This window comes from Teichococcus coralli, from assembly GCF_009829925.1.
Lineage (GTDB): Bacteria > Pseudomonadota > Alphaproteobacteria > Acetobacterales > Acetobacteraceae > Pseudoroseomonas > Pseudoroseomonas coralli.
Window position 1 is genome coordinate 59,242 of record NZ_SNVJ01000021.1, and the last position, 22,988, is coordinate 82,229.

21 protein-coding genes are annotated in these 22,988 nt (G+C 71.4%); 14 read left to right on the plus strand and 7 right to left on the minus strand.

Annotated features, from left to right (window positions below):
- Window positions 1-76: 76 nt before the first annotated feature.
- Window positions 77-1,060, minus strand: coding sequence for a tripartite tricarboxylate transporter substrate binding protein (locus E0493_RS19010; RefSeq protein ID WP_160938838.1), 984 nt, complete (start codon window positions 1,058-1,060; stop codon window positions 77-79).
- Window positions 1,061-1,179: 119 nt separating this feature from the next.
- Between E0493_RS19010 and lpdA the strand changes: the two genes are divergently transcribed.
- The 3 genes from lpdA to E0493_RS19025 all read left to right on the plus strand — a co-directional run bounded on the left by lpdA (window position 1,180) and on the right by E0493_RS19025 (window position 3,621).
- Window positions 1,180-2,658: a dihydrolipoyl dehydrogenase gene (gene lpdA, locus E0493_RS19015; protein ID WP_408889188.1), complete on the plus strand. Its 1,479-nt coding sequence runs from the start codon at window positions 1,180-1,182 to the stop codon at window positions 2,656-2,658.
- 162 nt (window positions 2,659-2,820) lie between these two features.
- Entirely contained in the window at window positions 2,821-3,294 is a 474-nt protein-coding gene (gene ybaK / locus E0493_RS19020) for a Cys-tRNA(Pro) deacylase (protein ID WP_160938840.1), read from the plus strand.
- Between the two features lie 78 nt (window positions 3,295-3,372).
- A complete protein-coding gene (locus tag E0493_RS19025; RefSeq protein ID WP_160938841.1) occupies window positions 3,373-3,621 on the plus strand; it encodes a DUF454 domain-containing protein in 249 nt (82 codons plus the stop codon).
- Window positions 3,622-3,708: 87 nt separating this feature from the next.
- Here E0493_RS19025 and E0493_RS19030 read toward each other — a convergent pair whose 3' ends face one another.
- The 3 genes from E0493_RS19030 to fsa are packed head-to-tail and all read right to left on the minus strand — an operon-like array spanning window position 3,709 to window position 5,921.
- A complete protein-coding gene (locus E0493_RS19030) occupies window positions 3,709-4,620 on the minus strand; it encodes a tyrosine recombinase XerC (RefSeq protein WP_160938842.1) in 912 nt (303 codons plus the stop codon).
- Window positions 4,617-5,216: a GAF domain-containing protein gene (locus E0493_RS19035; protein WP_160938843.1), complete on the minus strand. Its 600-nt coding sequence runs from the start codon at window positions 5,214-5,216 to the stop codon at window positions 4,617-4,619. The genes E0493_RS19030 and E0493_RS19035 overlap by 4 nt, the downstream gene beginning before the upstream one ends.
- Window positions 5,217-5,264: 48 nt before the next feature.
- Window positions 5,265-5,921, minus strand: a complete 657-nt coding sequence (fsa, locus tag E0493_RS19040) for a fructose-6-phosphate aldolase (protein WP_160938844.1) — start codon at window positions 5,919-5,921, stop codon at window positions 5,265-5,267.
- A 117-nt stretch (window positions 5,922-6,038) separates the two neighbouring features.
- Between fsa and E0493_RS19045 the strand changes: the two genes are divergently transcribed.
- The 10 genes from E0493_RS19045 (at window position 6,039) to E0493_RS19090 (ending at window position 17,072) form a co-directional block, all read left to right on the plus strand.
- Window positions 6,039-8,225, plus strand: a complete 2,187-nt coding sequence (locus E0493_RS19045; RefSeq protein ID WP_367614546.1) for a primosomal protein N' — start codon at window positions 6,039-6,041, stop codon at window positions 8,223-8,225.
- A 207-nt stretch (window positions 8,226-8,432) separates the two neighbouring features.
- Window positions 8,433-9,014, plus strand: a complete 582-nt coding sequence (locus E0493_RS19050) for a F0F1 ATP synthase subunit delta (protein ID WP_160938846.1) — start codon at window positions 8,433-8,435, stop codon at window positions 9,012-9,014.
- A 1-nt stretch (window position 9,015) separates the two neighbouring features.
- The gene (gene atpA / locus E0493_RS19055; protein WP_160938847.1) at window positions 9,016-10,551 is read left to right on the plus strand and encodes a F0F1 ATP synthase subunit alpha; all 1,536 of its coding nucleotides are present in this window, start codon (window positions 9,016-9,018) and stop codon (window positions 10,549-10,551) included.
- Between the two features lie 21 nt (window positions 10,552-10,572).
- Window positions 10,573-11,457, plus strand: a complete 885-nt coding sequence (locus E0493_RS19060; RefSeq protein ID WP_160938848.1) for a F0F1 ATP synthase subunit gamma — start codon at window positions 10,573-10,575, stop codon at window positions 11,455-11,457.
- Between the two features lie 73 nt (window positions 11,458-11,530).
- The gene (atpD, locus tag E0493_RS19065; protein WP_160938849.1) at window positions 11,531-12,961 is read left to right on the plus strand and encodes a F0F1 ATP synthase subunit beta; all 1,431 of its coding nucleotides are present in this window, start codon (window positions 11,531-11,533) and stop codon (window positions 12,959-12,961) included.
- A gap of 23 nt (window positions 12,962-12,984) precedes the next feature.
- Window positions 12,985-13,398: an ATP synthase F1 subunit epsilon gene (gene atpC, locus E0493_RS19070; protein WP_160938850.1), complete on the plus strand. Its 414-nt coding sequence runs from the start codon at window positions 12,985-12,987 to the stop codon at window positions 13,396-13,398.
- A gap of 109 nt (window positions 13,399-13,507) precedes the next feature.
- Window positions 13,508-14,362 (plus strand): acyl-ACP desaturase, encoded by an 855-nt coding sequence (locus tag E0493_RS19075; protein ID WP_160938851.1) that lies wholly within the window; start codon window positions 13,508-13,510, stop codon window positions 14,360-14,362.
- A 32-nt stretch (window positions 14,363-14,394) separates the two neighbouring features.
- Window positions 14,395-15,477: an endo-1,4-beta-xylanase gene (locus tag E0493_RS19080; protein ID WP_235913883.1), complete on the plus strand. Its 1,083-nt coding sequence runs from the start codon at window positions 14,395-14,397 to the stop codon at window positions 15,475-15,477.
- An 81-nt stretch (window positions 15,478-15,558) separates the two neighbouring features.
- A complete protein-coding gene (locus E0493_RS19085; protein ID WP_160938853.1) occupies window positions 15,559-16,614 on the plus strand; it encodes an alanine racemase in 1,056 nt (351 codons plus the stop codon).
- Window positions 16,611-17,072, plus strand: a complete 462-nt coding sequence (locus tag E0493_RS19090) for a RidA family protein (protein ID WP_160938854.1) — start codon at window positions 16,611-16,613, stop codon at window positions 17,070-17,072. The genes E0493_RS19085 and E0493_RS19090 overlap by 4 nt, the downstream gene beginning before the upstream one ends.
- A gap of 51 nt (window positions 17,073-17,123) precedes the next feature.
- Here the strand turns inward: E0493_RS19090 and E0493_RS19095 are convergent, their stop codons facing one another.
- From E0493_RS19095 to E0493_RS19105, 3 genes are all read right to left on the minus strand, one after another.
- Window positions 17,124-18,242 (minus strand): THUMP domain-containing class I SAM-dependent RNA methyltransferase, encoded by a 1,119-nt coding sequence (locus tag E0493_RS19095; protein WP_160938855.1) that lies wholly within the window; start codon window positions 18,240-18,242, stop codon window positions 17,124-17,126.
- 225 nt (window positions 18,243-18,467) lie between these two features.
- Window positions 18,468-19,544 (minus strand): aminotransferase class I/II-fold pyridoxal phosphate-dependent enzyme, encoded by a 1,077-nt coding sequence (locus E0493_RS19100; protein WP_160938856.1) that lies wholly within the window; start codon window positions 19,542-19,544, stop codon window positions 18,468-18,470.
- 6 nt (window positions 19,545-19,550) lie between these two features.
- The gene (locus tag E0493_RS19105; protein WP_160938857.1) at window positions 19,551-21,329 is read right to left on the minus strand and encodes a S9 family peptidase; all 1,779 of its coding nucleotides are present in this window, start codon (window positions 21,327-21,329) and stop codon (window positions 19,551-19,553) included.
- Between the two features lie 175 nt (window positions 21,330-21,504).
- Here E0493_RS19105 and thrC point away from each other — a divergent pair, with 175 nt between their 5' ends.
- Window positions 21,505-22,911 (plus strand): threonine synthase, encoded by a 1,407-nt coding sequence (thrC, locus tag E0493_RS19110; protein WP_160938858.1) that lies wholly within the window; start codon window positions 21,505-21,507, stop codon window positions 22,909-22,911.
- The last annotated feature ends 77 nt before the right edge of the window (window positions 22,912-22,988 follow it).

Here is a 22,988-nt window from a genome sequence, read left to right on the forward strand (position 1 = left end):
CGGAAGCGGTCCTGGCCTTCTTCTTTTCCAATGGCCCGAAGGGTTCCGGAATGGCGCCGGCCTTCCCGGAGGGCCCTCAGCCGTCGATGCTGAGCTTCAGCCTCTCCACCATGGCCTTCTCATAGGCTGCCCGCCGCGCCGTGAAGTCCCGGTAGGCCTCGGTGTCCATGTAGCTCAGTGGCATGTCCCACTTCTCCCGGATGGCGGTGTTCTCTGTGCTGAACAGGGCTTTCCTGAACGCGTCGTGCAGCACCCGCACCACGCCGGGGTCCATTCCCTTGGGCCCGGCGATGCCATAGGGCGAGGTGACGGCAAGATCGATGCCGAGGTCGCGCAGTGTCGGCACCTCAGGAAAGCGCTTCGCCCGTTCCGGCGACCAGACGCAGAGCAGGCGGAACTTGCCGGCCTCCACCTGCGGCACCCAGGCGGAACTGTCCGCGATGCTGTCGATCTGCCCGCCCAGCAGGGCGGTGACCCCCTCGGTGGTGCCGCGGAAGGGCACATGGGTCATCTCGATGCCCAGCCGGGCGCAGATGTCCTCCATGGCGATGTGGTTGCTGGTGCCGATGCCGCTGGTGGAGTAGGTCATCGCGCCCGGCTTCGCCCTGGCCGCCGCCACGTAGTCGGTCCAGCTCCGGATCGGGCTGTCGCTCCGGACGACGACGCCGAAGAGCCAGCCGGTCAGGCCGAGGATCGGGGTGAAGTCCTCCACCGGGTCCCAGGATTTCGCCTGGGTCATGAAGGGGTGGCGCAGCACGGAGAGATGGTGCTGCGCCAGGGTGTAGCCGTCGGGCGCGGCCTGCAGCAGCGCCTGGGCGCCGAGCAGCCCGCGGGCGCCGGAGCGGTTCTCCACCAGCACCGTCTGGCCAAGCGCCGCGGTGGCCAGGTCGGCCAGCGAGCGGAGCTGAGAGTCCGCCGAGCCGCCGGGCGGCCAGGGAACGATCAGCCGGATGGGGCGGCTGGGGAAGGCTTCGGCGCGGGCGATGGCAGGGGCGGCCAGCATGGCCGTGCCCAGGGCCAGCGCGCCGCGCCGGGTGAGGCCGGGCGCGGAAGGCGGCATGGACGTCGGTTCTCCCTTGTACCGGGGCGCCCTCTTCCATGGGGCGCCGCCATGCCTGCGAGGGTGGCAGAGGCGGGAACCCGCCCGCAACCATTCCGCCGCTCGCGGTCGCCCCGCGAATGGCTGCCCGGCACTGGCCCCCCTTGTCGGCTGCGCCTGGGCGGGCCAGTTTGCCGCACCGTCCATTGCGAGCAGGTTATCCATCCATGCCCGAGAGCTTCGACGTTATCGTCATCGGCGCCGGCCCCGGCGGCTATGTCTGCGCCATTCGCGCTGCCCAGCTCGGCATGAAGGTCGCTTGCGTGGAGAAGCGCGCCACGCTCGGCGGCACCTGCCTGAACGTCGGCTGCATCCCCTCCAAGGCGCTGCTGCAGTCCTCCGAGAATTTCGAGGAAACCCGCCACAAGTTCGCCGAGCACGGCATCATGGTCGAGGGCGTGAAGCTCGACCTGGCGCGCATGCAGGCCCGCAAGGGCGAGGTGGTCGGCGCCAACGTCAAGGGCGTCGAGTTCCTGTTCAAGAAGAACAAGGTCACCTGGCTGAAGGGCGCGGGGAAGATCGTGGCGCCCGGCAAGGTCGAGGTCGAGGGGCAGACCTACGAGACCAGGAACATCGTCATCGCCACCGGCTCCGACAGCACCCCGCTGCGCGGCGTCGAGGTGGACGAGAAGCAGGTCGTCACCTCCACCGGCGCGCTGGAGCTGGAGAAGGTGCCCGGCCACATGGTGGTCATCGGCGGCGGCGTGATCGGGCTGGAGCTGGGCAGCGTCTGGCGCCGCCTGGGCGCCGAGGTCACGGTGATCGAGTATCTCGACCGCATCGTGCCGGGCATGGACGCCGAGATCGCCAGGCAGTTCGAGCGCGTGCTGGGCAAGCAGGGCATCAAGTTCAAGCTGAAGTCCAAGGTCACCGCGGCGAAGCAGGACGCCTCCGGCGTCACCCTCACCGTCGAGCCCGCCGCCGGCGGCGCGGCGGAGGAGGTGAAGGCCGACGTGGTGCTGCTCTCCATCGGCCGCCGCCCTTATACCGAAGGGCTGGGGCTGGCCGAGGCCGGTGTCGAGCTGGACGAGCGCGGCCGCGTGAAGACCGACGGGCACTTCGCCACCAACGTCCCCGGCATCTACGCCATCGGCGACGTCATCGCCGGCGCCATGCTGGCCCACAAGGCCGAGGACGAGGGCGTGGCGCTGGCCGAAATCCTGGCCGGGCAGGCCGGCCATGTGAACTACGGCGTGATTCCCAGCATCGTCTATACCTGGCCCGAGGTGGCCAGCGTCGGCGAGAGCGAGGAGGAGCTGAAGGCGCGCGGCCAGGCCTACAAGGTCGGCAAGTTCCCCTTCACCGCCAATGGCCGCGCCCGCGCCATGGGCGACACGGACGGCTTCGTGAAGATCCTGGCGGACAAGGAGACCGACCGCGTGCTCGGCTGCCATATCCTGGGCCCGGACGCCGGCGGGCTGATCGCCGAGGTCGCCATCGCCATGGAGTTCGGCGCCAGCGCCGAGGACGTGGCGCGCACCTGCCACGCCCACCCGACCCTCAGCGAGTCGGTCAAGGAAGCGGCGCTCGCGGTGGATGGGCGCGCGCTGCACATCTGAGGACCGGGCAGGAAGGGCGCCGCCCTTCCTGGACCCAGCCGCCGGGGGGATCGTATCCCCCCGGACCCCGCCGTCCCGCCGGGGTGACAGTGTTTACCCTGGACCCCGCCGTCTTGCCGGGGTGACAGTGTCACCCCGGACCCCGCCGTCAGTGTGAACCCCATGTCCAAGGCGACACGGGCGACGCAGGCGCTGCAACAGGCCGGCATCGCCTTTACCCTGCACAGCTACGACTACGACCCGAATGCCGAACGCATCGGGCTGCAGGCGGCCGAGGCCATCGGCGAGCCGCCCCATCGCGTGCTCAAGACCCTGATGGCCGAGGTGGACGGCAAGCCGGTCTGCGTTGTCATCCCCTCGGACCGTGAGGTCAGCATGAAGCGGCTGGCGGCGGCCTTCGGCGGCAAGTCGGCGCAGATGATGCGCCCGGCGGATGCCGAGCGGCTGACCGGCTATCACGTTGGTGGCATCAGCCCCTTCGGCCAGAAGCGCAAAGTGCCCTCGGCGATCGAGGAAGCGGCGCTTGGCGAACCCTATGTCTTCGTCAATGGCGGGCAGCGCGGGCTGCAGATCCGGCTGGCGCCCGAGGCGGCGCGTGCGGCGCTCGGCGGCCGGGCGGCGCCGCTGGTCGCCTGAGCGGCCGGCCTTGAGGAGGGCGCCGCACGACGCCATCTGAGCGCCATGCAGCTGCAGCGCTCCTCCTGGAAACGCAAGATGGCAGGCTGGTCGCTGCTGGCGGTCGGCGTGGCCGGTCTTGTCCTGCCCCTTCTGAACGGCACGATCTTCCTGTTGCTGGGCCTCTTTGTCTTGCGCGACCAGCACGGCTGGTCGCGCCGCTGCCTGGACTGGTGCGACCGGCGCTGGCCCGGCCAGATGGGCCGCCTGGAGAAGCTGGAGGCCAGGGCGGCCGACCGCTACCACCATGGTTTCCGTTGGCTTCGCCGCAAGCTGGGCAGGGCCTGACCCCGCGCTTCCGTGGCACGATCCGCAACAGGGAAAGCAGCGGAGGCGCCTTCGGCGGAGCGGATGTTCCCGCCCTCCGTGGCGGCCTCACTTCGCGCGGGGATGGGCCTTTTCCCAGGTCTCCAGCAGCTTCGCCGCGTCCACCGAGGTGTAGCGCTGGGTGGTGGACAGGCTGGCATGCCCGAGCAACTCCTGGATGGAGCGCAGGTCGCCGCCGGCGCCCAGGAGGTGGGTGGCGAAGGAATGCCGCAGGGCATGCGGCGTGGCGCTCTCGGGCAGTCCGGCGAGGCGCCGGTAGTGGCGCAGCGCGCGCTGCGCCACAGCCGGGTCCAGCCGGTCCCCGCGCGCCCCGAGGAACAGCGGCTGCCCGGGCGGCGGGCCTCCCCGGCCGCGCAGATAGGCGGCCACCGCCGCTTCCACGGCCGGCAGCACCGGCACGATGCGGTCCTTGTCGCCCTTGCCGCGCACCTTGAGGCCGATGCCGGCGCGCGGCGCGTCGCCGACATCCAGCGCCAGCGCCTCGGAGATCCGCAGCCCGCATCCGTAGAGCAGGGTGAAGAGGGCGGTGTCGCGCAGCGCCAGCAGGGGCGTGTTCTCCACGCTGCCGGCCTCGGCGGCGACGTCGCGCGCCTGCTCGGGGGTGAGGGGGCGCGGCGCGGGAGGGCGGACCCGCGGCCCGCGCAGCCCGGCCAGGGCCAGCGGCGTCAGCCCATGGCGCCTGGCCAGGAAGCGCAGGAAGCCACGGATCGCCGCCAGTTGCCGGGCGCGGGTGGCATTGCCGACGCCGTCCTTCACCGCCCGGTTGGCGAGAAAGGCGCGCAGGTCGGCCGGGCGCAGCGCGCCAAGCGCGGCAAGGTCCGGCTCGGCGCCCAGGTGACGGCTGAGAAAGCCCAGGAAATCCGCCAGGTCGGCGCCGTAGGCGGCGAGGGTCCGGGGGCTGGCCCGCCGTTCCCGGGCCAGGAAGTCCAGCCATTCCGCCCGCGCCTCGGCGCCCGTCATCGCTCCAGCGCCATGGCCAGGGCGCGGGCCAGGAAAAGCAGGTGCGGCGCGGCGCCCCGGCTGGGCAGGGCGGCGGCATGACGCGCGCCGAGCACCAGCAGGGCAGGCGTCTTCGCCAGCGGCACACGGGCCAGGGCGTCGCAGTCAACCAGCCCCGCCGCTTCCGCATGCAGCAGCGGGAGGTCGGTGGGTGCTGTGCGGACAAGGGTGTCGCGCCCGGCGGGAAGGAGGCGGGCCACGCTGCCCGAAGGCAGCGCCAGGCGGTGCGCCCCGGCGGTGCCCTCGGCGGCCAGCGCGCAGTGTTCCAGCCCGAGCAGGGCGGGCCATTCCTGGCTGATCGTCTCCAGGGGGTCATGGCTGGCGATCAGCGCCAGCACGGCGGCATGGGTGCGGGCGGCGAAGCCGTCGCCCTCCCGTGCCGCCGCGGCGAGGTTGCGCGTGGCGGCGCGCTCGGCCGAGAGCATGGCCGCCATGTGGTCGGCCAGCTCCTCGCCATGCACCCGCCGCGGCGGGGCGAGCGTGCGGTAGAGCTCCGGGCGCGAGGCCAGGAAGCCGGGATGCGCCCGCAGCCAGGCGGCGATGTCCTCCTCGGTCATCGCCCGCCCGTGCCTTGCCGCGTCATGCCGCCTCGGGTCCCGCCTGCCTCAGAGGATGCTCTGGCCGGTCTTCTTCCAGTCGGCCAGGAAGGCTTCGAGGCCACGGTCGGTCAGCGGGTGCTTGATGAGCTGGCGGATCACCGCCGGCGGCAGGGTGGCGACATGGGCGCCGAGCTTGGCGGCCTGCGCCATGTGCAGCGGATGGCGGACGGAAGCCACCAGCACCTCGGTCCTGAGCTGCGGGTAGTTGCGGTAGATCTGCACCACGTCGGCGATCAGCTGCATGCCGTCCTGCGCCAGGTCGTCCAGCCGGCCGACAAAGGGCGAGATGTAGGTGGCGCCCGCCTTGGCGGCGAGCAGCGCCTGGGTGGCCGAGAAGCACAGCGTGACGTTGACCGGCGTGCCCTCGTTGGAGAGCGCGCGGCAGGTGCGCAGGCCGGCCTCGGTCAGCGGCACCTTGACGGCGACGTTCTTCGCGATATCGCGGAGGTAGCGGCCCTCGGCCAGCATGCCGTCATGGTCGGTGGCGGTCACCTCGGCCGAGACGTGGCCGGGCGTGATGTCGCAGATCTCGGCGATCACCTCGGACATCTTGCGGCCGGACTTGGCGATCAGCGAGGGATTGGTGGTGACGCCATCGACCATGCCGATTTCGGCGAGCGCCCGGATTTCGGACACCTCGGCGGTGTCGACGAAGAACTTCATAATGGAATTCCTGTGATGCGGCGCGAAACTGGAGCGCCGGTGCGGTTTCCGTTCGGGGAGCAGTTGTAGCGGATGGCGGTTGTCCAACGAAAGGCTGCAGCGCCGAATGGGGCGGGCATGGCACGTCTGCGCGTGCTGCTGCCCCTGCCGCTGGCCGGCGCCTATGACTACCGGGTGCCGCAGGGCATGCCGGTGCCGCCGGTGGGCAGCTTCGTCGCGGTGCCGCTCGGCAATCGCGGCAGCATCGGCGTGGTGTGGGACGGCGAGGCCGACCCCGGCCTGCCGGAGAGGAAGCTGAAGGACATCGAGGGCGTCTTCGAGGTGCCGCCGATGACCGAAAGCCTGCGCCGCTTCGTCGAGTGGGTGGCGGCCTACACGCTGAGCCCGCCCGGCGCGGTGCTGCGCATGGCGATGAGCGCCCCCGCCGCGCTGGAGCCGCCCGCCGCCAAGGCCGGCTGGCGCCTCTCGGCCGCCGGGCAGCGGGCGCGGCGCGGGGAGGGGGCGCGGCTGACGGAAAGCCGCCGCCGGGTGCTCGATGTGATGGAGCCGGGGGAGGTCTATGCGCCCGCCGCCCTGGCCGCCGAGGCCGGCGTCTCGCCCGGCGTGGTGCGCGGCATGGCCGATGCCGGGCTGCTGGAGTCCGCCCTGCTGCCGCCCGGCGAGCGTTTCCCGGTGCCGGACCTCCAGCGCCCCGGTCCGGAGCTTGGGCCGGAGCAGGCGGAAGCGGCCGCGGCGCTGCGCGAGGCGGCGGCGGTGCGGCACTTCGGCGTCACCCTGCTGACCGGCGTCACCGGCTCGGGCAAGACGGAGGTCTATCTGGAGGCGGTGGCCGAGTGCCTGCGGCAAGGTCGGCAGGCGCTGGTGCTGCTGCCGGAGATCGCCCTTTCCACGCAATGGCTGGAGCGCTTCGAGCGCCGCTTCGGCGTGCCGCCGGCGCTGTGGCATTCCGAGCTGGGCAGCCGCCGCCGGCGCGACACCTGGCGGGCGGTGGCGGAGGATAAGGTGCCGGTGCTGGTCGGCGCCCGCTCGGCGCTGTTCCTGCCCTTCCCGGATCTCGGCCTGATCGTGGTGGACGAGGAGCACGAGACCGCCTTCAAGCAGGAGGAGGGCGTCGTCTACAACGCGCGGGACATGGCGGTGGTGCGCGCCCGGCTGGCCGGGGCCTCCTGCGTGCTGGTCTCCGCCACGCCCAGCCTGGAGACGCTCACCAACGCCGAGACCGGCCGCTACGCCGCGCTGCACCTGCCGGTGCGGCATGGCGGGGCGGCGCTGCCGGAGGTTGCGATCATCGACCAGCGCCGCACCCCGCCGGAGCGGGGCCGCTTCCTCAGCCCGCCCCTGGTGCAGGCGGTGCGCGACACGCTGGCCGAGGGGCAGCAGGCCATGCTGTTCCTGAACCGGCGCGGCTATGCGCCGCTGACGCTCTGCCGCGCCTGCGGCCACCGCATGCGTTGCCCGAACTGCACGGCCTGGCTGGTGGAGCACCGGGTGCAGCGCCGGCTGCAATGCCACCACTGCGGCCATGCCGAACCCATTCCCGAGACCTGCCCGGAATGCGGCGCCGAGGCCAGCCTGACCCCGCTCGGCCCCGGCGTGGAGCGGGTGCAGGACGAGGCGGCGGACCTCTTCCCCGAGGCCCGCATGCTGGTGATGGCCAGCGACACCATTCCCGGCCCGGCCGCCGCCGCCGAGGCCGCCCGCGCCATCGCCGCGCGCGAGGTGGACCTGATCATCGGCACGCAGATCGTCGCCAAGGGCTGGCATTTCCCGCACCTGACCCTGGTGGGGGTGGTGGACGCCGATCTCGGCCTCGCCGGCGGCGACCTGCGCGCCGCCGAGCGCACCGTGCAGCTGCTGCACCAGGTGGCCGGCCGCGCGGGCCGCGCCGAGGCGCCGGGGCGGGTGCTGCTGCAGTCCTGGAACCCCGAGCATCCCGTCATGCAGGCGCTGGTCTCGGACGACCTGGAGGGGTTCATGGCCGCCGAGGCGGAGCAGCGCCGTCCCGGCCACTGGCCACCCTTCGGCCGGCTCGCCGCGCTGATCGTCAGCGCCGAGGACGAGCGCGAGGCCGACCGCGCGGCGCGCGACCTCGGCCTCGCGGCGCCGCAGGGGGAGGGGATGGAGGTGCTCGGCCCGGCGCCCGCGCCGCTGGCCCTGCTGCGCGGGCGGCACCGCCGCCGGCTGCTGCTGAAGACGCGGCGCGACGTCGCGGTGCAGCCGATTCTGCGGGAATGGCTGGGCCGTGTGGCGGTGCCGGCGAGCGTGAAGGTGCAGGTGGACGTGGACCCCGTCGGATTCCTCTGAACTCTGCGACGAATTGTGCCGGGAGGGTGAAAGCGCGGTAAGGAATCGCGCCTGCCCCCCGTTGCCGCCCCGTGAGACACTGTGTTAATGCCCGGGCACCGCGGCGGCTATGTGCGCCGCATTCATATGATGTCCAGCCGCGCAGCCCGGTCGGTGACGACCGGGCTGCGCGGCGGGGCGCCGGGATAGCAGAGAACGGGATCCTCCGTGGCCTCCGAAGCGACCAACGTCTCGCCCAGCGCGACCCATCCCTCCGGCCTCGCCCAGCGCTACGCGCTGGCCCTGCTGGAACTGGCGAAGGAAAAGAAGGCGGTGGACGCCATCGCCGGCGACCTGGACCGCCTGCAGGACCTCGTGGCGAGGGATGCGGCCTTCCGCGCCTTTCTCCAGGACCCGCGCCTGGACGCCGCCTCGCAGCAGCGCGGCGCCTTCGCCATCCTCGACCGTGCCAAGGTGGGCGGCGACGTCCGCAAGCTGGTGGGCGTGCTGATCGCCAACCGCCGCCTGGCCGCCCTGCCGGACGTCATCGCCGCCTTTGGCGGGCTGCTCGCCGAGCAGCGCGGCCAGCAGACGGCCGAGGTCGCCACCGCCCACCCGCTGACCGACGTGCAGCGCACGCAGCTTACTGCGCGCCTCACCGAGGCCGGTTATTCGAACGTGAAGCTGGTCGAGCGCCTCGACCCCACCCTGCTGGGTGGGCTGGTCGTCCGCCTCGGATCCCGCCTCTACGACAGCTCGATCAAGTCCAAGCTGCAGCGCCTGCAGTACGCCATGAAGGGGGCCGCCTGATATGGAGATCCGTCCCGCCGAGATCTCGGAGATCCTGAAGCAGCAGATCGCCGGCTTCGATGCCGAGGCGAATGTTGCCGAGGTCGGCACCGTGCTGACTGTGGGCGACGGCATTGCCCGCGTCTATGGCCTGCAGAACGTCATGGCCGGCGAGCTGGTGGAGTTCCCCTCCGCCGGCCTCAAGGGCATGGCGCTGAACCTCGAGACCGACAATGTCGGCGTCGTGATCTTCGGTGACGACAGCAACATCCGCGAGGGCGACACCGTCTCCCGCACCGGCGACATCGTGCAGGTTCCCGTTGGCAAGGGGCTGCTCGGCCGCGTGGTCGACGGCCTCGGCAACCCGATCGACGGCAAGGGCCCGCTGACCGACGTCAAGCCGGCGCTGGTCGAGGTGAAGGCGCCGGGCATCATCCCGCGCAAGTCCGTGCACGAGCCGATGCAGACCGGCATCAAGGCGATCGACGCCCTGATCCCGATCGGCCGTGGCCAGCGCGAGCTGGTGATCGGTGACCGCCAGACCGGCAAGACCGCCGTGCTGGTGGACACCATCATCAACCAGAAGCCGATCAATGCCGGCGACGACGAGGCGAAGAAGCTCTACTGCATCTACGTCGCCGTCGGCCAGAAGCGCTCCTCGGTCGCCCAGCTGGTCAAGACGCTGGAGGAGAACGGCGCGATGGAGTACTCCATCGTCGTCGCCGCCACCGCCTCCGACCCGGCGCCGATGCAGTTCCTGGCGCCCTATGCCGGCTGCGCCATGGGCGAGTTCTTCCGCGACAACGGCATGCACGCGCTGATCATCTACGATGATCTGTCGAAGCAGGCCGTCGCCTACCGCCAGATGTCGCTGCTGCTGCGCCGCCCGCCGGGCCGCGAGGCCTATCCGGGCGACGTCTTCTACCTGCATTCCCGCCTGCTTGAGCGCGCGGCGAAGATGAACGACGACCACGGCGCCGGCTCGCTGACCGCGCTGCCGGTCATCGAGACGCAGGCCGGCGACGTTTCCGCCTACATTCCGACCAACGTGATCTCGATCACCGACGGGCAGATCTTCCTGGAGACGGAACTGTTCTTCAAGGGCATCCGCCCCGCCGTGAACGTCGGCCTCTCGGTCTCGCGCGTCGGTTCCGCCGCGCAGATCAAGGCGATGAAGCAGGTGGCCGGCAAGATCAAGCTGGAGCTGGCGCAGTACCGCGAGATGGCGTCCTTCGCCCAGTTCGCCTCCGACCTCGACGCCTCCACCCAGGCCCTGCTGGCGCGCGGCGCGCGGCTGACCGAGCTGCTGAAGCAGCCGCAGTTCCAGCCGGTGCCGGTCGAGGAGCAGGTGGTTTCCCTGTTCGCCGGCGTGCGCGGCTACCTCGACAAGATCGAGGTGGGCAAGGTCGGCGCCTTCGAGCGGCAGCTGCTCTCCTCGGTGAAGGCCAACGCGCCGGAGATCCTGGAGAGCATCCGCGAGAAGCGGGAGATCACCAAGGAGAACGAGGCGAAGCTGGTGTCCTTCATGGACGACTTCGCCAAGTCCTTCGCGCGCTGAGGACGGGCCAGGGCAGGCAGCATGGCCAACCTCAAGGAACTCCGGGGGCGCATCAACAGCGTCAAATCCACCCGGAAGATCACCCAGGCGATGAAGATGGTCGCGGCGGCGAAGCTCCGCCGCGCCCAGTCCCAGGCCGAGGCGGCCCGCCCCTATGCCGAGCGCATGGCGCGGATGCTGGCCTCCCTCGGCGCCGCCGTCGCCGGCAGCCCGGATGCGCCGAAGCTGCTGGTCGGGACCGGCCGCAACCAGACGCATCTGCTGGTCGTCGTCACCGGCGACCGCGGCCTGGCCGGGCCGTTCAACACCAATGTGGGGCGCTTCGCGCGCAACCGCATCCGCGAGCTGGAGGCCGAGGGCAAGACCGTCAAGGTCATGACCATCGGCCGCAAGGGTGCCGCCTACCTGAAGCGTGAGTTCGCCTCCCGCTTCGTGGGCGAGATCACCTTCCAGGGCAAGCGCCGCGTCGGCTTCGAGGAGGCGGACGAGATCGCGCAGCGCATCACCGCCATGCTCGAGCACGGCGAGTTCGACGTCTGCACGCTGATCTACAACCAGTTCCGCAGCGTGATCAGCCAGGTCCCCGTGGGCCAGCAGCTGATCCCCGCCGAACTGCCCGAGGCGGCGCCGGCGAACGCCACCACGGCGCAGGCGCTGTACGAGTACGAGCCGGACGAGGCCACCATCCTGGCGCAGCTGCTGCCCAAGAACCTGGCCATCCAGATCTACCGTGCGGTGCTGGAGAACAGCGCCGGCTTCTTCGGGTCGCAGATGAACGCGATGGACAACGCGACCCGCAACGCCGGCGACATGATCAACAAGCTGACCCTGACCTACAACCGCACGCGTCAGGCGAACATCACCCGTGAGCTGATCGAGATCATCTCCGGGGCCGAGGCGCTCTGATGCGAGCGCGCAGCACCGCGGGCGCGGACCGTGAATCGCATCAGCCGATGATCCGAGGGGAATGAGCACAGCCATGAAGAACAATGTTGGCAAGGTCACGCAGGTGCTGGGCGCCGTCGTGGACGTGCAGTTCCCCGCCGAACTGCCCTCCATGCAGAACGCGCTGCAGGTGAAGATCGGCGACCGCACCCTGGTGCTGGAAGTCGCGCAGCACCTCGGCGAGCGCACCGTCCGCACCATCGCCATGGACACCACCGACGGCCTGATCCGCGGTGCCGAGGCGGTGGACACCGGCAAGGGCATCGCCGTGCCGGTGGGCGAGGGCACGCTCGGCCGCATCCTGAACGTCATCGGCGAGCCGATCGACGAGCGTGGCGCGGTGAAGGCTGACAAGACCTACACCATCCACCGCCAGGCGCCCCTGTTCGAGGATCAGGCCACTTCGGCCGAGATCCTGGTCACGGGCATCAAGGTCATTGACCTGCTGGCCCCCTACCTGAAGGGCGGCAAGATCGGCCTGTTCGGCGGTGCCGGCGTCGGCAAGACCGTGACGATTCAGGAGCTGATCAACAACATCGCCAAGGGCCATGGCGGCGTGTCTGTCTTCGCGGGCGTCGGCGAGCGCACCCGCGAGGGCAACGACCTCTACCATGAGATGATCGACGCCGGCGTCATCAAGCTGAACGACGACGGCTCGACCGACGGCTCCAAGGTGGCGCTGGTCTATGGCCAGATGAACGAGCCGCCGGGCGCCCGCGCCCGCGTCGCGCTCTCCGGCCTCTCCATGGCGGAATACTTCCGCGATGAGCAGGGCCAGGACGTGCTCTTCTTCATCGACAACATCTTCCGCTTCACCCAGGCGGGCGCCGAGGTGTCGGCGCTGCTTGGCCGCATCCCCTCCGCGGTGGGCTACCAGCCGACGCTGGCCACCGACATGGGCGCGCTGCAGGAGCGGATCACCTCGACGAAGAAGGGCTCCATCACCTCGGTGCAGGCCATCTACGTCCCCGCGGACGACCTGACCGACCCGGCGCCGGCTACCTCCTTCGCCCACCTCGACGCGACGACGGTGCTCTCCCGCTCGATCGCGGAGCAGGCGATCTTCCCGGCCGTCGATCCGCTGGACTCCACCTCCCGCGCGCTCGACCCGCGCATCGTCGGCGAGGAGCACTACACCACCGCCCGCGAGGTGCAGCGCATCCTGCAGACCTACAAGTCCCTGCAGGACATCATCGCCATTCTCGGCATGGACGAGCTTTCGGAAGAGGACAAGCTGATCGTGGCGCGCGCGCGCAAGATCCAGCGCTTCCTCTCCCAGCCCTTCCACGTGGCCGAGGTGTTCACCGGCACCCCCGGCGTCTTCGTGAAGCTGGAGGACACGGTCCGCTCCTTCGCTGCCATCTGCAAGGGCGAGTACGACCACCTGCCGGAGGCCGCCTTCTACATGGTCGGCACCATCGAGGACGCGGTGAAGAAGGGTGAGTCCCTGAAGGCCGCGGCCTAAGGCCCAGAGGAGGGAACCGATCCATGGCGACCTTCGACCTGGAACTGGTCAGCCCGGAGAAGCTGCTGCTGTCCCGCCCCGTCGAGATGGTCATCATCCCGGCGGCCGAGGGCGAGATGGGCGTGCTGCCCGGCCAGGCGCCGATGATCGTCGCCCTCAAGGGCGGCGTCATCCGCGTGCAGGAGAACGGGCAGGTCACCGAGCGGCTGTTCGTCATGGGCGGCTTCGCGGAGATCACCCCGGGGCGCGTCACGGTGCTGGCGGACGAGGCGACCCCGGTCGCCCAGCTCTCCCGCGCCACGGCGGCGACCCGGGTGCAGGAGGCCGAGGCGGCCTATGCCGCCACCACGGTGGAGACCGCGCCCGAGGAGCGGGAGGCCATCATGGCCCGCCTGCTCGCCGCGCGGGAGATGTCGGTGGCCGCCGAGGCCGCCTGACCCGCTCCCCCGCATTTGCGGGGAGCACGGCTTGATTTCCGGCGCCATTCGCGGATCATCCCGCGAATGGCGCTTCTTTTTTGCGCCCCCTTGGATTGATGGGAGCGGCATGAAGCACTGGCACATCGAGCAGGTGGCGTGGAACCGCTTCGATCCCGCACGGCTCGATCCGGGCATCGTTCCGCTGGTGAAGGCTGCGGCCATGGTCGAGAAGAACGGCCTGGACTACGCCGTCTATCTCAACCGCGTCTTCGGCGACGACCCGGACTTCCGCCAGGCCGCCGACAACTGGGCCGTCGAGGAGGTGCAGCACGGCGACGCGCTCGGCCGCTGGGCCATGCTGGCCGATCCCACCTGGGAGTTCGACACCGCCTTCCGGCGCTACCGCGAGGGCTACAAGATCGACGTTAACGCCGACGCCTCCGTGCGCGGCAGCCGCACCGGCGAGCTGATCGCCCGCTGCATGGTCGAGACGGGCACCTCCTCCTACTACACCGCGCTCGGCGAATCGACGGAGGAGCCGGTGCTGAAGGAGGTCTGCAAGCTGATCGCGGCGGACGAGTACCGCCACTTCAAGCTCTTCTACGACCACATGAAGCGCTACCTGGCGCGCGAGAAGCTCTCCTTCCCGCAGCGCCTGCGCGTCGCCGCCGGACGCATCGGCGAGTCGGAGGATGACGAGCTGGCCTTCGCCTTCCATTGCGGCAATGAGGCCGAGGGCGTGGCCTTCGACCACAAGCGCTGCACCGCGGCCTATATGGGCCGCGCCATGGGCTATTACCGCTTCCGGCACATCGAGCGCGGAATGGGCATGATCTTCAAGTCGGTCGGGCTGACGCCGCGCGGGCGCATGGCGGGCATGGCGGCCAAGGGCGCCTGGCGCCTGCTGCAATGGCGGCATGGCCGCTACCAGCGCGAGCTCGCCGCCGCCCCGCCCTCCGGCGCGCAGCAGGTGGCTGCCTGAGCGCGCGCCTGACGCGCCGCGGGGCCGGAGGGTTGCTCGCGGCGCTGGCGGTGCAAGGGCCGGGCGCGGTCCGCGCCCAGCCACAGGCGGCGGATCTCGGTGCCATCGCGCGCCAGAACGGCGTGACCTTTGGCGCGGCGGTGCAGGATTCGCTGTTGCAGAAGGATCCGGAGTACGCGCGGGCCTTCGCCACCGAGCCGGGCATGCTGGTGCCGGAATGGGCGGCCAAATGGGCGGCGCTGCAGCCGCGGGAAGGCCGCTTCGAGACGGCGGCGCTGGACACCATTCTGCGCTGGGGACAGGCGCATGCCCAGCCCGTGCGCGGCCACGCGCTGGTCTGGCACAACTCCCTGCCGGACTGGGTGGCCGAGGCGCTGAAGGAAGGGCGGGAGCGCGCCCTGGCGGTGCTGGGCGCTCACATGGACTTCGTGCTGGCCCATACGCGGGCGCAGATCCGCGACTGGGACGTGGTGAACGAGATGGTCGCCAACCCGCCCGGCAGCGATCAGCCGCAGAACACGCCCGGCGAGCTGCGCGACACGCCCTGGCTGCGCGCCCTCGGCCCCGGCTACGTCGAGACGGCGCTGCGCATGGCGCGCGAGCGCGACCCCACGCTGCGCCTGACCATCAACGAGTATGGCGTCTCGGAGGATACCCCTGCCGCGGCCGAGAAGCGGCGCCGGCTGCTGGCCCTGGTGCGCGGCCTGCTCTCCCGCGGCGTGCCGCTGGACGCGGTGGGCATCCAGGCGCACCTGCAGCTCGCCAAGCCCTTCCGGCCGGAGCCTTTCGCCGCCTTTGTGGGTGCGTTGCGGCAGATGGGGGTGGCGGTGCTGATCACCGAGCTCGACATCCGCGAGACCTGGCAGGCGCCGCAGGACATGGCGGCGCGCGATGCCCTGGTCGCCGAGCGGGCCTATGCCTTCCTGTCATGCGCCCTCGGAGCCGGCGTTCGCACCGTGCTCACCTGGGGCCTGACGGACAAGTATTCCTGGCTGACGACCGATCCGGGCGTCGCCCTGCCGGGCGGGCGCACCCATCGCGGCCTGCCGCTGGACGCGCAGTTCCGCCGCAAGCCGATGTGGGACGCCATGGCGCGCGCCTTCCAGGGCGTGTGAGGCGGCGGCACTCAAAGTCCGGGGGGCGACAAAGCGGTTCATCCGGTGTTTGCTGCGGCCAAACGGCAAGCCGGAGCTCCCATGGACCTCGCCAGCCTCGAAACCCCCGTTCCCGTGGTGGACCTCGACATCGTCGAGGCCAACCTGAAGCGGATGCAGGACTATTGCGACGCCCACGGTCTCGCCCTGCGCCCGCACATCAAGACCCACAAGATCCCCGCCCTGGCCAGGCGCCAGCTGGAGCTGGGCGCCAGGGGCATCACCTGCCAGAAGCTCGGCGAGGCCGAGGTGATGGCCGATGCCGGGCTGGACGACATCCTGATCTCCTATCCGCTGGTCGGTGAGCCGAAGGCGGAGCGCCTCGCCGCCCTGGCGCGACGCGCAAAGATGCGCGTCTCGATTGACAACCCGCTGGCGCTGGAGACGGTGGCCCGCGCCGCGCGCCACGGCCATGAGATCGGCGTGCTGGTCGAGTTCGACAGCGGCAACGGCCGCACCGGCGTCACCAGCATCGACGGCGTGGTGGAGCTGGCCCGCGCCATCCGCGCCACCGAGGGCGTGCGCTTCGACGGGCTGATGAACTATCCCGTCAGCGCCCGCAGCGGCGAGATCCTGCGCGACCTGCTGCCCAGGCTGAAGGCCGAGGGGCTGGAGCCCCCCGTGATCTCCGGCGGTGGCACCCCCAACGCCTTCCGCACGCACGAGATGGCGCCAGTGACGGAGCTGCGCGTCGGCACCTACATCTACAACGACCGCATGACGGTCGGCGCCGGCCATGCCCGCTGGGAGGACTGCGCGCTGACCCTGCACGTCACCGTCATCAGCCGGCCGCGGCCGGACCTGGCGATCATCGATGCCGGCTCGAAGGTCTTCGCCGCCGACATCATGCCGGGCGGCCCGGGCGAGGGGCATGGCTACTTCCCCGCCTATCCCGGCGCCAAGCTGCACAAGATGAGCGAGGAGCACGGCATGGTCGATCTCTCCGCCTGCGAGCGGAAGCCCCAGCTCGGCGAGCGGCTGCGCGTGGTGCCGAACCATGTCTGCCCCGTCAGCAACCTGGCGGACCGCGTGGCCTTCGCGCGCGGCGAGGCCTTCCAGGGCTTCACCGACGTCGCCGCCCGGGGGCGCAGCCAGTGAGCGCGGCGGAGGAGCGCCTGAAGGCGCTGGGCCACAGCCTGCCCAAGGTCGGCAAGCCGCTGTTCAGCTACGTGCCGTTCCGCCGCGCCGGCGACGTCGCCTACATCTCCGGGCAGGTGCCGCGCCACGCCGATGGCTCGCTGACCACCGGCAAGGTGGGCGAGGCCCTGGGCCTGGAGGAGGCGCGCGCGGCGGCGGTGCTCTGCGGGCTGCACATCCTCGCCGTGGCCAGGGAAGCCGCCGGCTCGCTGGAGAAGGTCGAGGTGCTGAAGGTCTTCGGCATGGTCAACGCCGTGCCGGACTATGGCGACCAGCCCAAGGTGATCGACGCCTGCTCCAACCTGCTCGTGGACGTGCTGGGCGAGCACGGGCGGCACGCGCGCTCGGCGGTCGGCATGGGCTCGCTGCCCTCCAACGTGCCGGTCGAGATCGAGGCGGTGATCCGCATCCTCGACTGAGGAGAGAAAGTTCGGGGGAAGGAATTCCCCCGAACCCCCATCTTCCTTCTGTCAGTTGGGCAATGGCCCGGTGCGGAACAGGGTGACGCGCAGTCCGCCATGCGGGACCGGCGCGCCCGGCGGCAGGAAGGGCAGCCCGGTCGCATGGGCCAGCCGGGGCTCGTTGGTGACGATCCCGACGCGCCACCCCCCGAAGCGGCTCAGCAGCGTCTGGCCCAGGGCGCGGTACAGCGGGGAAAGCTGCTTGCCGTCGCCGATGCGGGTGCCATAGGGCGGGTTGAGAATGACCAGCCCCGGCGGCCCCTCGGGCGGGGCGACCTCGCTGATCGTGGCCTGCCGGAACTCGGTGAATTCCGTGACGCCGGCGCGCTCGGCATTCGCCCGGCTCATGGCGACCGCACCGGCATCCCGGTCGCTGCCGTGGAAGCGGGCGGCCGGCGCGCGCGCGCTCTTCACCGCGCGCATCCGCTCCCAGGCCTCGGCGTCGAAGGTGGCAAGGCGCTCGAAGGCGAAACGGCGGGCACGGCCAGGGTTGAGCCGCGCCGCGATCTCCGCCGCCTCGATGACAAAGGTGCCCGAGCCGCACATCGGGTCGAGCACGGGCTCGCTGCCGTCGAAGCCGCATTGCCGCAGGAAGAGCGCGGCCATGGTCTCGCGCATCGGCGCGCGGTTGACGGCCTCCTTGTAGCCGCGCTTGTGCAGCGGCTCGCCCGAGGTATCGATGCTGATGGTGCAGAGGTCGTGCTCGATGCGCGCGCGCACGAGAATGCCGTCCTCCGGCGCGTGCGGGGCCCCGAGCGTCTCCCGGATGGCGGTCTCGATCCGCTCCGCCGCGGCGCCGGAGTGGTAGATGCGGGATTCCGCGCAACTGGCCTCGACGCGGAAGGGCAGATCGGGCCGCAGCACGCTGCCCCAGGGGATGCGGCGGGCACGGGCATCCAGCTGCGCGAGGTGGACGACGCGGAAGGAATCGAGGCGCGCCAGCACGCGCCCGGCGCCGCGGACCCAAAGGTTGGCGCGCCAGACCTCCGGCCAGCCGCCCCGGATGACGACGCCGCCGGGAACCGGCCTGGCCTGCTTGAAGCCTTTGGTGCGCACCTCGTCGTGCAGCACGGCTTCCAGCCCTGGCAGGGTCGCCAGAAAGATCTCGAAGTCCTGGGTGTTCGTCATCGTACCGGCTTGGGGGGAGGCGTGGTTCACAGCGGCAGTCTTGCCTGTCGGATCTGAGGGAAGCCGGTGCCTTTTACCACCATCCGCCGGGGCTGCGCCGGTCCTGGCGCGGGCACGTTCCGCGCGTGCCGGGGACCGGCAGAAGGAAGACGTGCCGGGGACCGGCAGAAGGACGAGGACGGGGCCCAGGGGAGAATGCAGTCTCCCCCGGTTCCGAAGCGGAATTCAGTCCCCGAGGAGGTTCGCCAGCACCTTCAGCCCGGCCTCCAGCCGTGCCGGATCGGTCTCGCCTCCCAGCGAGAGGCGGAACAGCGGCGCCTCGCGGTCGGCGTGGTGGAAGTGCTTCGCCGGGGCGATGGAGATGCCGGCTTCGCGCGCGCGGGCCAGGAAGGCGGCCTCGGCCTCGCCCTCCGGCCGGTGCATCCAGATATGCCAGCTCGCGCCGGGATCGGCGGCGAAGCGGCGGGCGCCGAGGATGTCGCGTGCCATGGCGCGGCGGCGCTCGCCCTCGGCGCGCTTCTCCGCGACGATCCGGGCCGCGCCCCCATCCGCTGCCAGCGCGGCGGCAGCGGCGGCCACGACGGGGTTGCCGGTCAGGCCACGGATGCGGATCTGCTCCGTCACCGCATCGGCCAGCGCGGGCGGATGGCTCAGCGCCCCAAGCCGCAGCGAGAGCGACAGGACCTTGGAAAGGCTCCACATCACCAGCGTCCGCTCGGGAATCAGGCTGGCGAGGGTGGGCGGCCGCTGCTCCGGGGAGGCTAGAAAGGCATAGGCTTCGTCCTCCACCACCCAAAGGCCGTGGCAGCGGGCGATGGCGGCGATGCGCCGCAGCCGGGCGGCGCTGTAGGTCAGGCCGAGCGGATTGTGCAGCACCGGCATCAGGTAGAGCACGCCGGGCGGGTCGGCGGAGGCGAGGGCGCGCTCCAGCGCATCGGTTTGCAGGCCCTCCTCGTCGAGCGGCAGGCCGAGGGTGGGAATGCCCTCCATGCGGAAGAAGTTCCGCGCCATTGGGAAGGTGTAGCCCTCCATCGCGACGCGCCGCCGCGCCGGGTCGGCGGCGCCGAGGGCCGCCAGCAGCGCGACCGAGAGGGCCGACTGGCCGCCGCAGGTCAGCGCCAGCTCCTGCCCGGCGGCCAGGCCCAGGAACAGGCCCAGTGCCGCGCGGGCGGAGGGGTCGCCCGGCGGCGGGCCGAAATGGGCGGGCAGCGCCGCCGGGTCGGCGGCCAGGCGGCCCAGCGCCTCGGCGACCGCCGCCTGCTGCACGGGCACCGCTGGGTAGTTGACCCAAAGGTCGTACATGGCCCGTCAGCCCTGCAGGTGCTGCCGCAGGAAGGCGATCACCGCGTTGAAGACGCGGCGCCGGTTGTCGCGCTTGGTGAAGCCGTGGCCCTCGTCGGGGAAGGTCAGGTACTCCACCGGCACGCCGCGGCTACGCAGCAACTCGGCCATCTGCTCGCTCTCATAGGGTGGCACGCGCGGGTCGGTCAGGCCCTGGGCGATCAGCATGGGGCAGCGGATGCGGTCGGCGTAGTTGAGCGGGGAGAGGCGCTCCAGCAGTTCGGCATCCTGCACGGGGTCGCCGTATTCGGCGGCACGGTGGCCGACGCGCCAGGGGCCGGTGCGCTCGAAGAAGGTCTTCCAGCGGGCGATGCCGTAGAAGTCCACGCCGGCTGCCCAGAGCTCCGGATATTCGGTGACGGCGGCCAGCACCATCCAGCCGCCATAGCTCTGGCCCATGATGCCGATGCGGCCGCCGTTCACCTCCGGCCGGGCGGAAAGCCAGGCATGGGCGGAGGCAAGGTCGGCCACGCTGTCCAGCCGCTTCTCGCGGTCGTCCAGCTCGGCATAGGCGCGGCCATAGCCGGTGCTGCCGCGCACGTTCGGCACCAGCACGCCGAGGCCCATGGCGAGGAAGGTCTGCAGGTCGGCGCGCCAGTTCGGCAGGGCCTGCATGGCCGGGCCGCCATGCACCCAGACCAGCACCGGCCAGCCGCCCGCCGGCGCCTCGCCCTCGGGCAGGGCGAAGAAGGCCGGGAGCTGCCGCCCGTCATGGCTGGGGAAGGCGACGGTTTCCCAGTTGTGGAGGCCGGGCTGCGCGGGCACGGCATGCACCGCCCGCGTTTCCGTGGAGTCCGGGCGGGCGAGATAGACGCCGGAAGGGAAGGGGAAGCCGGCGAGGTCAAAGGCGAGGCTGCGCCCATCCGGGGCCCAGGTGAGCTTGGTGATGACGCCGGCGGGATGCGCCGGCTCGCCGCGCACGGCGCCGGTGGCGGCGTCGAGGAAGCGCAGGCGGGAATAGCCGCCCTCGTTCACCACCACGGCCAGCAGCGACTGGTCGGGCGAGGCCTCAAGCTTCTCGACATCGGCCTCGGGCGTGTAGAGCCACTCGGGCTCGCCACCGGGCTTGAGGAAGGCGAGGCCGAGATAGTCCCGCTCGCGGTCGGCCAGCAGCCAGAAGCCGCTGCCATCCTTGCGCCAGCGCGGGTTCATGTGGCGGGCATCGGCGTCATGCGCCGTCAGCTCGGTGCGGGCGCCGCCGTCCAGCGGCACGAGGTGGAGCTTGCTCTCGAAGGTGCGGGGCGCGGTGGCCAGCACCACGGCCGTGCCATCGGGGTGCCAGGCGGGCAGCTCGTGCGGCCCTTCCACCTCGGCCACGCAGCGGGCCTCGCCGGTGGCGATCTCCATCACCCAGGCATCGGTATGGGCGGGGTCGCGGGCGTTGGCGGTGTAGGCGACGTGCCTGCCGTCCGGGGAGATGGCGCCCCAGCCGTGGATGACCTTGGGTGCGGCGGTGAGGGGGCGGGCCTCGCCCTCCGGCGGCAGGTGGTAGAGCTGCACCCGCTCGTCGCCCGCCGCATCGCGGCCGAAGATGGCGCCGCCCTGCGGCAGGCCGGCGACAAAGGCGACCGCGTCGCGATGCGCGGTCCGGGCGCGGGGCGCGCCGCCCCCGGCGGGCACTTCCCAGACCTGCAAGGAGCCTTCGGCGTCATGCAGGAAGAAAAGGGACCCGTTCCCGGCAAAGGCGGGAAGGGTGGCGGCATGGGTGGAGAGCAGGCGCTCCAGCAGGGCAGCGGCATCGGTCATGACGCAATTCGTGGACCTGTTCGGCGCGCCCGCCAAGGGGGGCGAAGCTAGGGGCGAAGCTAGGGGCGAAGCTAGGGGCGAAGCTATGGGCGAAGCTATGGGCGAAGCTATGGGCGCGGCCTATGGGTACGGGCGGCATGGCTTCACATCGCGCGGCGGCCTATTCTGCGCCCCCATGCGCTATGTCTCGACCCGGGGCGAAGCCCCCGCACGCGATTTCGAAGGCGTCCTGCTGGCCGGGCTGGCCGAGGATGGCGGCCTGTTCCTGCCCGAGTCCTGGCCGCTGCTCTCGGCGGCCGAGTGGCGCGCGCTGCGCGGGCGGCCCTATCCGGAGGTGGCGGCGCGGCTGATGGCGCCCTTCGCCGAGGGCTCGCTGGGCGAAGAGACCCTGCTGGAACTGGCCCAGGCCGCCTATGCCGGCTTCGGCCATGCCGCCACCGCGCCGCTGGTGCAGGTGGCGCCGCGCCTGTTCTCGCTGGAGCTGTTCCACGGCCCGACGCTCGCCTTCAAGGACATGGCGATGCAGATGCTGGGCCGGCTCTTCGACCATGTGCTGGCGAAGCGCGGCGAGCGCGTGACCATTGTCGGCGCCACCTCGGGCGACACCGGCTCCGCCGCCATCGAGGCCTTCCGCGACCGCGCCGCCATCGACGTCGCCATCCTGCATCCGCAGGGCCGCACCTCCGAGGTGCAGCGGCGGCAGATGACCACGGTGCTCGCGCCCAACATCCGCAACATCGCCATCGAGGGCAGCTTCGACGACTGCCAGGACCTGGTGAAGGCGATGTTCAACGACGCGCCGTTCCGCCGGGAGATGCGGCTTTCCGCGGTGAACTCGATCAACTGGGCGCGCATCGCCGCGCAGGTGCCCTACTACGCCTATGCCGCGCTGGCGCTGGGCGCGCCGGACCGGCCGGTCGCGGTTTCCGTGCCCACCGGCAACTTCGGCAACGTGCTGGCCGCCTGGGTGGCACGACGGATGGGCCTGCCGATCGAGCGGCTGATCATCGGCGCCAACCGCAACGACATCCTGGCCCGCTTCCTGGCCGCCAACGACATGCGCGTGCAGTCGGTGGAGCCCTCGCTCTCGCCGAGCATGGACATCCAGGTCTCCTCCAACTTCGAGCGGCTGCTGTTCGAGCTGCTCGGCCGTGACCCCGCGGCCACCACGGAGATCATGCGCCGCTTCCGCGCCGAAGGGCATATGCCGGTGCCCGACACCGCCTGGAAGAAGGCGACGACACTGTTCCACGGCTCCACCCTCAGCGACGAGGGCACGCTGGGGGAGATCCGCCGGCTGTGGCGGGAGAGCGCCTATCTGGCCGACCCGCATACGGCCATCGGCATGGCCGCGGCGCGGGGCCACCTGCCGGAAGACACCGGCATTCCGGTGATCGTCGCCGCCACGGCGCATCCGGCCAAGTTCCCGGACGCGGTGGAGCGGGCCACCGGCTTCCGGCCGCCGCTGCCGGAGCGCCTCGCGGACCTCTACTCGCGTGAGGAGCGCTACGGCGTGCTGCCGGCCGAGCTGGGTGCCGTGGAGGATGCGGTCCGCCAGCACGCCCGGCGCAACGCGGCCTGAGACGGCCTGCCGCGTCGTCCCGCGCGGCCGGGAGGGACAGGCGCGGGATGGGAAGCGGGAGGAGTTCGGGGGATGCC

Bases quoted from the DNA above. Each gene is read 5' to 3' on its own strand.
- E0493_RS19085 (WP_160938853.1), top strand. From the start codon at position 15,559: ATGGACCTCGCCAGCCTCGAAACCCCCGTTCCCGTGGTGGACCTCGAC.
- atpA (WP_160938847.1), top strand. From the start codon at position 9,016: ATGGAGATCCGTCCCGCCGAGATCTCGGAGATCCTGAAGCAGCAGATC.
- atpD (WP_160938849.1), top strand. From the start codon at position 11,531: ATGAAGAACAATGTTGGCAAGGTCACGCAGGTGCTGGGCGCCGTCGTG.
- lpdA (WP_408889188.1), top strand. From the start codon at position 1,180: ATGGCTGCCCGGCACTGGCCCCCCTTGTCGGCTGCGCCTGGGCGGGCC.
- E0493_RS19035 (WP_160938843.1), bottom strand. From the start codon at position 5,216: ATGACCGAGGAGGACATCGCCGCCTGGCTGCGGGCGCATCCCGGCTTC.
- E0493_RS19100 (WP_160938856.1), bottom strand. From the start codon at position 19,544: ATGTACGACCTTTGGGTCAACTACCCAGCGGTGCCCGTGCAGCAGGCG.
- E0493_RS19060 (WP_160938848.1), top strand. From the start codon at position 10,573: ATGGCCAACCTCAAGGAACTCCGGGGGCGCATCAACAGCGTCAAATCC.
- E0493_RS19025 (WP_160938841.1), top strand. From the start codon at position 3,373: ATGGCAGGCTGGTCGCTGCTGGCGGTCGGCGTGGCCGGTCTTGTCCTG.
- E0493_RS19010 (WP_160938838.1), bottom strand. From the start codon at position 1,060: ATGCCGCCTTCCGCGCCCGGCCTCACCCGGCGCGGCGCGCTGGCCCTG.
- thrC (WP_160938858.1), top strand. From the start codon at position 21,505: ATGCGCTATGTCTCGACCCGGGGCGAAGCCCCCGCACGCGATTTCGAA.
- ybaK (WP_160938840.1), top strand. From the start codon at position 2,821: ATGTCCAAGGCGACACGGGCGACGCAGGCGCTGCAACAGGCCGGCATC.
- E0493_RS19105 (WP_160938857.1), bottom strand. From the start codon at position 21,329: ATGACCGATGCCGCTGCCCTGCTGGAGCGCCTGCTCTCCACCCATGCC.
- E0493_RS19075 (WP_160938851.1), top strand. From the start codon at position 13,508: ATGAAGCACTGGCACATCGAGCAGGTGGCGTGGAACCGCTTCGATCCC.
- fsa (WP_160938844.1), bottom strand. From the start codon at position 5,921: ATGAAGTTCTTCGTCGACACCGCCGAGGTGTCCGAAATCCGGGCGCTC.
- E0493_RS19030 (WP_160938842.1), bottom strand. From the start codon at position 4,620: ATGACGGGCGCCGAGGCGCGGGCGGAATGGCTGGACTTCCTGGCCCGG.
- E0493_RS19095 (WP_160938855.1), bottom strand. From the start codon at position 18,242: ATGACGAACACCCAGGACTTCGAGATCTTTCTGGCGACCCTGCCAGGG.
- E0493_RS19045 (WP_367614546.1), top strand. From the start codon at position 6,039: ATGGCACGTCTGCGCGTGCTGCTGCCCCTGCCGCTGGCCGGCGCCTAT.
- atpC (WP_160938850.1), top strand. From the start codon at position 12,985: ATGGCGACCTTCGACCTGGAACTGGTCAGCCCGGAGAAGCTGCTGCTG.